Annotated in this window: 7 protein-coding genes and 2 pseudogenes; 7 read left to right on the forward strand and 2 right to left on the reverse strand. The window is 36.3% G+C overall.

From position 1 onward, the window contains the following. The 4 genes and pseudogenes from OUY_RS01560 to OUY_RS01575 all read left to right on the forward strand — a co-directional run. Positions 1-396: pseudogene (locus tag OUY_RS01560) on the forward strand (DDE-type integrase/transposase/recombinase); the annotation flags it as partial. Positions 397-552: 156 nt separating this feature from the next. Next, on the forward strand, positions 553-786 hold the full coding sequence (locus OUY_RS01565; protein ID WP_410543257.1) for a TomO hydrophobic C-terminal domain-containing protein: 234 nt from the start codon (positions 553-555) through the stop codon (positions 784-786). Positions 787-890: 104 nt separating this feature from the next. After that, entirely contained in the window at positions 891-2,210 is a 1,320-nt protein-coding gene (locus tag OUY_RS01570) for a dihydroorotase (protein ID WP_139686510.1), read from the forward strand. Positions 2,211-2,294: 84 nt separating this feature from the next. After that, a complete protein-coding gene (locus OUY_RS01575) occupies positions 2,295-3,473 on the forward strand; it encodes a ribonuclease D (protein ID WP_029237687.1) in 1,179 nt (392 codons plus the stop codon). 267 nt (positions 3,474-3,740) lie between these two features. Here OUY_RS01575 and coaE read toward each other — a convergent pair whose 3' ends face one another. Further along, positions 3,741-4,319 carry a dephospho-CoA kinase gene (coaE, locus tag OUY_RS01580; RefSeq protein ID WP_139686511.1) on the reverse strand — a complete coding sequence of 193 codons (579 nt, stop codon included), beginning with the start codon at positions 4,317-4,319 and terminating at the stop codon, positions 3,741-3,743. Between the two features lie 133 nt (positions 4,320-4,452). Here coaE and OUY_RS01585 point away from each other — a divergent pair, with 133 nt between their 5' ends. Together OUY_RS01585 and OUY_RS01590 are read left to right on the forward strand one after the other, a co-directional pair. Beyond that, positions 4,453-5,856 carry an NAD(P)H-dependent flavin oxidoreductase gene (locus tag OUY_RS01585; protein ID WP_139686512.1) on the forward strand — a complete coding sequence of 468 codons (1,404 nt, stop codon included), beginning with the start codon at positions 4,453-4,455 and terminating at the stop codon, positions 5,854-5,856. A gap of 81 nt (positions 5,857-5,937) precedes the next feature. Then, a complete protein-coding gene (locus tag OUY_RS01590) occupies positions 5,938-6,843 on the forward strand; it encodes a DUF1129 domain-containing protein (protein WP_139686513.1) in 906 nt (301 codons plus the stop codon). A 36-nt stretch (positions 6,844-6,879) separates the two neighbouring features. Here the strand turns inward: OUY_RS01590 and OUY_RS06850 are convergent. Next, positions 6,880-6,999 (reverse strand): annotated as a pseudogene (locus OUY_RS06850) (WPE palindromic element domain-containing protein); the annotation flags it as partial. A 233-nt stretch (positions 7,000-7,232) separates the two neighbouring features. Here OUY_RS06850 and metG point away from each other — a divergent pair. Next, complete coding sequence (metG, locus tag OUY_RS01600; RefSeq protein ID WP_139686514.1) at positions 7,233-8,762, forward strand: methionine--tRNA ligase; 1,530 nt, start codon at positions 7,233-7,235, stop codon at positions 8,760-8,762. Positions 8,763-9,026: the final 264 nt, after the last annotated feature.

The raw sequence follows: 9,026 nt of genomic DNA on the forward strand, positions 1-9,026 counted from the left end.
CAGATTAAGTCTAGACTATTACACTTATATACTGTAGACTTCCTCTTGTGTGTTAGTAGAGACAAGTCTGCAGCACTTGCATTCTTTCGTAAAGCCTTCAGGAGTAACTATCTTCCTGAGAAAATTGTAATTGATAAAAGCGGCAGTAATACTGCTGCTCTTGATGATTTGAATGCAGAAATTTCTGAAGATTACAGTTCTTCAAATAAAATATCTAAATAATATTGTTGATAGATTTATCAAAAAACTAATAAAGCCAATGCTTGGGTTTAAAAGCTTCCATTCCGCAAAGATTACCATCACAGGCATAGAAAATATTCGTATGATTCAAAAAAGACAAATTATTAAAATAATGTTTCTACTTTTGAGAATTTTGCTATGTTAATGGCTTCATAACTCCTATAATCCCACCTTTAATGATCTTCTTTCCTATGGTTTATAGATGCGACAGAACCGGAAGGGCAGCTGAATGATACAAGGCAAGGTCTAACTGATGAAGTAACTCAACAGAAACAATCTGAAAGCAAGGATGAAGAGCTAAATGAAAAATTCTTGAAAGCAAAAATTTATAGTAAAAGGCAGGGTAATTATGCTTCTGTTTCTTTTGTATTATCTGGAGCATTTGCTGTTGGTACAAGTCTAACAATGGTTCATTTAGCAATGTGTGTTTCGCTTGCTGTAGCTGCATTAACTTTTCTTGCAGTAGGATGTGACTGTTCTTATAACGCAAATACCGCACTTAATAACGTTGAAATCGAAAATGGTAGTTATAGAATAGCTGCTTGAGTATTAATTTAAATATTCTTTATTGCTAGTTTTATATCATCACTTTAATTTGGTTGTATTTTACTAAAAAAACTTTAGATTTATTTTATAATCGATACTCAAATATGATTTGGAATTTATTGCGGACAGGGCAAAAGGAAGGCTATAAAATTGCGTATACCAATGCTCGTATTATCGACCCGGAAACTAAACTTGATATAAAAGGTTCATTATTGACTGAAGGGGGTAAAATTGTTGATTTTGGCGAATCATTATTTTCAACAAGTGGAGTTGATGAAATAATAGACTGTAAAGGGCTTGTTCTAATGCCAGGCCTTATTGACATTCACGTACATTTTCGTGAACCAGGTCAAGAGCATAAAGAAACTATACATACAGGCAGCAAATCTGCAGCTGCGGGGGGCGTTACAACTGTAGTTTGCCAGCCAAACACTGTTCCAGCGATTGATAGTGTTGTCTTGGCTAAGTATTTGAAATATAGAGCATTTGAAACTTCGCATGTGAATGTTCAATTTTACGCTAAAATCACCACTTCGGAAGAAAAATTAACTGAAATGGCACTCTTAAAGGAAGCGGGTGCAGTTGGGTTCACCGATGATGGTATGCCAGTTATGAATCCAATGATTATGAGACAGGCACTGCTTTATTCAAGTATGCTTGGTGTTCCTATTGCTCAACACGCAGAGGATTTGAATCTATCTGCTGGTGGCGTAATTAACGAGGGTAAGATTTCTGAAGAATTGGGAGTAAAGGGAATCTTGAGTGCATCGGAATCGGTTATGGTAACTCGTGATATACTGCTAATGAAGAACATAGAAAATGTACACTACCATATTTTACATGTCTCTTCAAAAGATTCACTTGATGCTATTAAACGTGCAAAAGATTTGGGATTAAATGTTACGTGTGAAGTAACTCCTCATCACTTTACTTTAACTGAAGATATAGTAAAACAACACGGAGCAATCGCAAAAATGAACCCGCCGCTTCGCACTGAAGAGGATCGTTTAGCTATGATTGAAGGTTTAAAGACAGGTGTGATTGATTGCATTGCAACCGATCATGCTCCGCATGATCTTAGTTCTAAAGATCTGCCACTTGAAAATGCTGCATTTGGTATTATTGGCCTTGAAACAATGCTGCCCCTTTCACTTGAACTATATCATAGTGGACAAATGGGTCTACTTGATGTGCTTGCAAAATTGACATATAAGCCTGCAGATATCATACATATGCCACGTGGCCGCATACAGAAAAACCTTGTAGCGGACTTAATTTTAGTTGATTTGGATCATGAATGGGAAATTAAAGTTGACAACTTTGCTAGTAAATCAAAGAATTCGCCTTTCGGTGGACGCAAAGTGAAAGGGCACGTAGTACGTACCGTTGTGTCTGGCAAAACTGTATATTTACAGAAGAGTTAGTTATTATACAATTGTGCTCTCAATTTCAATCAATTGTAAAGATTTAATATAAGTGGTAAAATATAGCCACTGAACAAAAAATATATGCTAATTAGTACGACATCGGAACTGGAAAATGCATGTAAAGAATTGATGGAAAAAGATCCAAAATTTATAGCAATTGACACGGAGTTCATTAGAAATAATTTAACCTACTACCCAAAATTATCGTTAATTCAAATTTCTTACGGAGAGAAGAGTTTTATTGTAGATGCATTAGTGCCAGAAATTGATTTATCATTCATTAAGAAAATGATGCTAAATCAGGGAATAATCAAAGTGTTTCATAGCTGCCGGCAGGATATAGAATCCTTACTCACTGTGTTTAAATGTGTTCCCACTCCTATTTTTGATACCCAAGTTGCTGCTATGTTTTGCCATTATTATCATGACTTTATTGGTTATTCAAAAGTAGTAGAGCAATATCAAGGAATAGCACTGGATAAAATTAAAGCTAAAAATTCAGACTGGTTAAGGCGTCCATTGTCTGAGGATCAACTAGACTATGCAATAAACGACGTGGTATATCTATATGATCTATACCAAATATTGTGCAATAAACTTGAAGAAAGTAATAGGATGAGTTGGTTTCAAGAAGAGATGGAATTATTGGTTGATATAAATAAGTATTTGCATAGTCCAAAAGATGCATGGAGGAGGATTAAATTTAACTATGAAGCAAATCCGAGGCTAATGTTAGTTGTTAAAGCAGTGAGTGAGTGGCAAGAGACTTTAGCACAACGCTATAACATCAACCGTAATAAAGTAATTAATAATGCTGTAATAATTGGTCTTATTGAAAAAAATGTGGAGCGTATTGACGAGGTTTTAGATGATCTTGAGAGGAACACAAAAAATATAAAAGAGGAAGATTTATTAGAATTTATGAATATTTTCAATGAGAATGAGAAGGAGTTTGTGCAGCAAAATTATACTCTGTCAGATAATTATGATAAATCTGTATTTGATATACTCTCGATTATTTTAGAGAGCAAATGTAAGGAAAATAACATATCAAGAAAGTTAGTTTCATCAAAAGATGAGTTAGCTGGTTCAATATCTGGGCAGATAGATAAACTATTCAAGGGGTGGAGATATGATTTTTTCGGTAAGTCAGTTGAATCATTTTTGAACGCAGGCTCAAGGTTTGAGATTTTAATGGTAAAATCTGCTGATAGTACAGCTAAAATTCGGAGTAATCTGGTGGAGAATAACTGTTGCTAAAGTAACTTAGATTTATCGACAATCGTCATCCCGCTACGTGTTAGTGGCTAAGAGATACCGCGGCGGTATGACGGTTAAGTAGGGTGTCATCCCAAGTGCCCAGACACTGGGATCCAGGAAAATTGATTGTAAACGAGCAAACATTTTCGATAAAATTACCAAAAAGCTAGATCCCAGTGTCAAGCACTGGGATGACAGGAGAAGGTACTACCCTGACAACCGTCATCCCGCTGCTTGTTAGCGGCCAAGTGACGGTATGACGTAAAGCTACGTGTTTAGGTTTAATGAATCCACTATTTTTTTCACTTGAGGAAAAACATTTGCGCTGGTATCGATGATGAAATCACTCATTTGCCTTTTTTCTTCAATAGGTAGCTGAATACTGGACATTAGATTCAGCTTTTCTTTATCCATATTACGCTCACTGAGCCTTTGAGCTTGTACAGCGCTATCTGCATGGATAAAAACAATAAAATCGCAATATAAACGGAATCTTGTTTCCAGCAAGAGTGGAATGTCTAGAACTAGAGATTTTCTATCATTTTTTTTCTCCTGAGCAATAAAAATTTCTAATTCATTTCGCACAACGGAATGCACTAAAGATTGGAATTGTTTCCAATTTTCATCATAGGCTAAAAAATATTCAGACAATACTGCTCTGTCTATTTTACCATTTACTACCACCCCAGGAAATTTTTCTTCTGCATAACTTATTATGTTTTTGTCCACTTTATAAAGCTGGTGCACGACAGAGTCGGCATCAAACAAAGCGGCACCAAATTCTTTAAAGCAATTGGCTACAAAGCTCTTTCCAACTGCAATCCCACCTGTTAAACCTATGATCATATAGCAATTTCTTATAAAACTATATTTATAGCATCTCCTATGCCTATTTAAAACTGAATGCATAGGTATAAAAAGAAAAGCTATTATTTTTTTAGTAATTAAGTAAAATAGAGTGAAAGATTAAGAGGAAATTTTGAAAGATAAGATAAAAAAGATAGTGATTTCAGGGAAGGAAGTGTGGCCAATCATTGAGGGCGGTAAAGGTATTGCAATCAGTGATGGAGGATCAAGTGGGGCATTTGCTGCAGCGGATGCTGTTGGTACGTTTTCTGGTGCAAATGCTAAACTTATCGATGGCAATGGCAAGCTGGTACCACTAATTTATAAAGGTAAAACAAGAAATGAAAAGCACGAAGAATTAATTAAATATAGCATTGAGGCAGGAGTTAGTCAAGTAAAAATAGCAAATGAAATATCAAAAGGCCATGGGAGAGTACATATGAATGTGCTTTGGGAAATGGGGGCAGCAGAACATGTACTTCATGGTATATTAGAAAAAGCAAAAGGCTTAGTTCATGGCATCACTTGCGGTGCTGGTATGCCTTACAGACTCGGAGAAATTGCAGCTAAATATCAAGTTTATTATTACCCTATTATCTCATCAGCACGCGCTTTTAAAGCGTTATGGAAACGTGCTTACCAAAAAATATCTTCTTTTTTACTTGGTGGAGTAGTATACGAGGATCCGTGGCTTGCTGGTGGTCACAATGGACTAAGTAATAGTGAAGATCCGGAATTACTACAGGCTCCATTTGAAAGAGTTGCAGAGCTTAGATCTTTCATGAACGAAGTTGGTCTTGCTGAAACGCCAATTGTTATGGCAGGGGGAGTGTGGCATTTGAAGGATTGGGAACATTGGTTTGACAATTTACAAATCGGACCAATAGCTTTTCAGCTTGGTACTCGTCCACTTTTAACAAAAGAAAGCCCGATTTCTACAGAGTGGAAAAAGAAGTTACTTACTTTAGAAGAAGGTGATGTATTTTTAAACAAATTTAGTCCAACAGGGTTTTACTCATCTGCAGTAAGAAATAACTTCATACGTGAGCTACAGGAGAGGAATTCACGTCAAATAAAATTTTCGGAAAGTGCAAGCGGAGAGTTTAACAATGAATTTGCAATGGGCAGCAGAGGTAGAAAGATTTACCTTACTGCACAAGACAAAGAACTGGCAGATAAGTGGACTCAGGAAGGTTATACAGAGGCAATGAAAACTCCAGATACAACTGTTATTTTTGTGACACCAAGCAAATTTGCGGAGATAAGACAAGATCAAATTAATTGCATGGGATGTTTGAGCCATTGTCTGTTTAGCAATTGGAAAGATCATGGTGACCATTCAACAGGGCGAAAGCCAGATCCACGGAGTTTCTGTATACAAAAGACACTGCAAAACATTGTACATGACGGCAATGTTGAAAATGAACTCATGTTTTCTGGACACAATGTTTACAGATTTAAGCAAGACCCATTTTATGAGAATGGCTACGTACCGACAGTAAAAGAATTGGTGGAAAGGATATTAACTGGGTATTAGGGTATGGTTGAATTGACAAGAAAACGTTACTCTATTATAATAAGTCTTTATTAATTTAATCTTAATTCTGGGGGAATTTTTATGCGTAGTAGTGTTTTAAAAAGGTATGCACTTGCCTATATAAAAGAAAATGGCAGTGACAATGGTGTTCAAGAATTTTTACGTTCTCGTGGTATGCAAAATATTGAGAACTGGAGTGATAAAATTTTTGAAGATGCGTATAAGGAATTTAAGCTCAGTAATCTAACTAATGAGCAGAACAGTACAGAATATGATAGAAGCAATAGGCAACAAACTACAGGCCCTCAAGTCACGCACGTACATATAAACGATAATAGAGGTTTAGATTTTTGGGATTATTTACTACTTAGCAACCTGTTTGGTGGTCGTACTACAGTTATAAATAACCCTGGTTTTGATACTGTTGGCTACCAAAGCAGAGAAGATAAGAAAAAAGACTCAGAAGACAGCAGGAAATTATTAGCTTTAGGGATAGTAGCTGTAGTTGCGTGTGTTGCTTTCCATGCTTTAATGTGTGTTTGGTACAACAGCAGCGAAAAAACGGCTAGAAAGTCAGAAAAAATAGATTATCTAGATAGTCAACTTAAAATGTTCAGAAATATAGAATTTGCAGTTGGTGCAATTTCTTTAGCAGCTTTGATAGGTTGCGCTATTAACCCAGTCTTACCAGTTTGGGGTTTAGTCATTCTTGGCATTAATTCTCTTGTGTGTCTTGCTGGTGGTGTGGCTTTTCATATGAAACATAAGAAAGAGTCAGAAAATATTAAGAAGGCTGAAGAAGCGGTAGATAGCTATCCTGGACAAGGGCGTAGTTGTGGAGGTTATGATTCACCACTACCTCCTTACTTTTCTCAAGATCCTAATACTGTTCCAAGTGCTTCTTCTTATGATGACACCAGACCTGGTGGGTTGTTTTCTCATTCTAATGCGGAAAAACATTCTGGAAATCATGGATATATTGTATGAATATTGATTTTAGAAGGTAAATTGTACAGCAAATAGTGTCATTCCAGTGCTTGACACTGGAATCCAGCTTTTTGTAATTTTATTGAACATGTTGTATAGTCGTTTGTTTACAATTAATTTTTCTGGATCCCAGTGTCTGGGCACTGGGATGACATTTTTGTGTTTGAGGCAAAATCTGCTATAATATTTAACACACTGCTTTCACAGACGAATGTTTGTACAGTTGTGAAGTTATGGACAACAATATCATAGCAACTCAAGCGTAAGTTACTCACATTATACCGCTGCAAAACGCAGCGGTATAATGGCTTTTCAGATTGCTTGTACGATAGGATATATATTGATTTTTATTACTAGTGCAGATACGATAAAGCTTTAAGCACTACAAGATGGAGCAATTTGAGAGCTTTTACGTCACTACGCCAATATATTACGTAAACGACAAGCCACATATCGGCCACGCATATACTTCCCTTATCTGTGATGTTACAGCTAGATTTATGAAATTAGCTGAAAAGAACGTCAAATTTACTACTGGTACAGATGAACATGGACAGAAAATTGAAAAAGCGGCTAAGGTAAAGGGAATAGAGCCAAAAGAATTTACAGATGAAATAAGTGTTACGTTCAGAAAATTGGCTGAGCTAATGAACTTTTATTATGATGATTTTATTCGCACCACAGAAGAACGTCATGAAAAAGCAGTTATAGCTCTATGGAATAGGCTTGAAGAGAGAGGGCAAATATATCTGAATTCTTACTCAGGTTGGTATTCAGTTCGTGATGAAGCGTTTTATCAGGAATCAGAGTTGATAGATGGCAGAGCACCAACAGGTGCTGAAGTTCAGTGGATAAAAGAAGAGAGCTACTTTTTTCGTTTGTCAAGTTGGCAAAATAAATTACTAGAGTTATACGAAAATCAGCCGAATTTCATCTTTCCTGAGAGCAGAAAAAACGAGGTGGTATCGTTTGTAAAATCAGGACTTACTGACCTTTCGATTTCTCGTACTAGTTTTAATTGGGGAATAAAAGTACCAGGGAATGACAAGCACGTAATTTATGTTTGGATAGATGCGCTCACTAACTATCTCACATCAATAGGCTTTCCTAATATAGAAGATGAGGAATATAAGAAATTTTGGACAAACTCCTTCAACGTTCATGTGATCGGTAAAGACATATTGCGTTTTCACGCTGTATACTGGCCAGCGATCCTCCTTGCAGCAGATTTATCACTGCCAAAGCAAATTGCAGTTCATGGTTGGTGGCTGAACGAGGGGGAAAAAATATCCAAATCCCTTGGTAACGTTATAGATCCAATTGGTCTGGCAGAAGAGTTTGGTGTTGATCAACTACGCTATTTTCTCCTTCGGGAAGCAAGTTTCGGTCAAGATGGTAATTTCAGTAAGAAGAACATGATCAGCCGCATAAACTCAGAGCTGGCAAACAATATAGGCAATTTAGTGCAAAGAACAATTTCATTTCTGCACAAGCAATGCTTTGGAGTTGTACCAGTGGTCGATCGCAATTTGCTTAAAGATGATGAGAGTTTACCAAATTGCAAAGCCATAATTGATCAAGTAATGGATCATCTATCAAAGTATGAATTTAACCAGATTATACTCCTGATTATCAATATCTCTTCCAAGGCCAATGCTTACATAGATAAAAGTGCACCCTGGACACTCAGTAAAACCGATAGAGAGCGCATGGATTTAGTAATCTACAAATTACTTGAATACATTAGAATGATTGGCATTTTGCTGCAGCCAATTGCTCCAAAGTCAGCAAAAATGATACTCGATCAGTTGCAAATTCCAAAAGAACAACGTGATTTAAAATCTCTGTGCAACGCATGTGTAAGCTTAGGCATTACACTGCCTAAACCTACGCCGATTTTTTTGAGGATCGATATTTAAAGAATCCTTAGTAAGCCGTTACAAGACTAGACTTAGTTGGCCGTTCTGTAGTTAGCCTTTTTAATTCAACAGAGTCAAAAAAAAGGTTCTGTCGCATCTATAAACCATAGGAAAGAAGATCATTAAAGGTGGGATTATAGGAGTTATGAAGCCATTAACATAGCAAAATTCTCAAAAGTAGAAACATTATTTTAATAATTTGTCTTTTTTGAATCATACGAATATTTTCTATGCCTGTGATGGTAATCTTTGCGGAATGGAAGC

This window comes from Wolbachia endosymbiont of Leptopilina clavipes (assembly GCF_006334525.1).
Classification (GTDB): Bacteria; Pseudomonadota; Alphaproteobacteria; order Rickettsiales; family Anaplasmataceae; genus Wolbachia.

Bases quoted from the DNA above. Each gene is read 5' to 3' on its own strand.
- OUY_RS01570 (WP_139686510.1), top strand. From the start codon at position 891: ATGATTTGGAATTTATTGCGGACAGGGCAAAAGGAAGGCTATAAAATT.
- OUY_RS01575 (WP_029237687.1), top strand. From the start codon at position 2,295: ATGCTAATTAGTACGACATCGGAACTGGAAAATGCATGTAAAGAATTG.
- coaE (WP_139686511.1), bottom strand. From the start codon at position 4,319: ATGATCATAGGTTTAACAGGTGGGATTGCAGTTGGAAAGAGCTTTGTA.
- OUY_RS01590 (WP_139686513.1), top strand. From the start codon at position 5,938: ATGCGTAGTAGTGTTTTAAAAAGGTATGCACTTGCCTATATAAAAGAA.
- metG (WP_139686514.1), top strand. From the start codon at position 7,233: ATGGAGCAATTTGAGAGCTTTTACGTCACTACGCCAATATATTACGTA.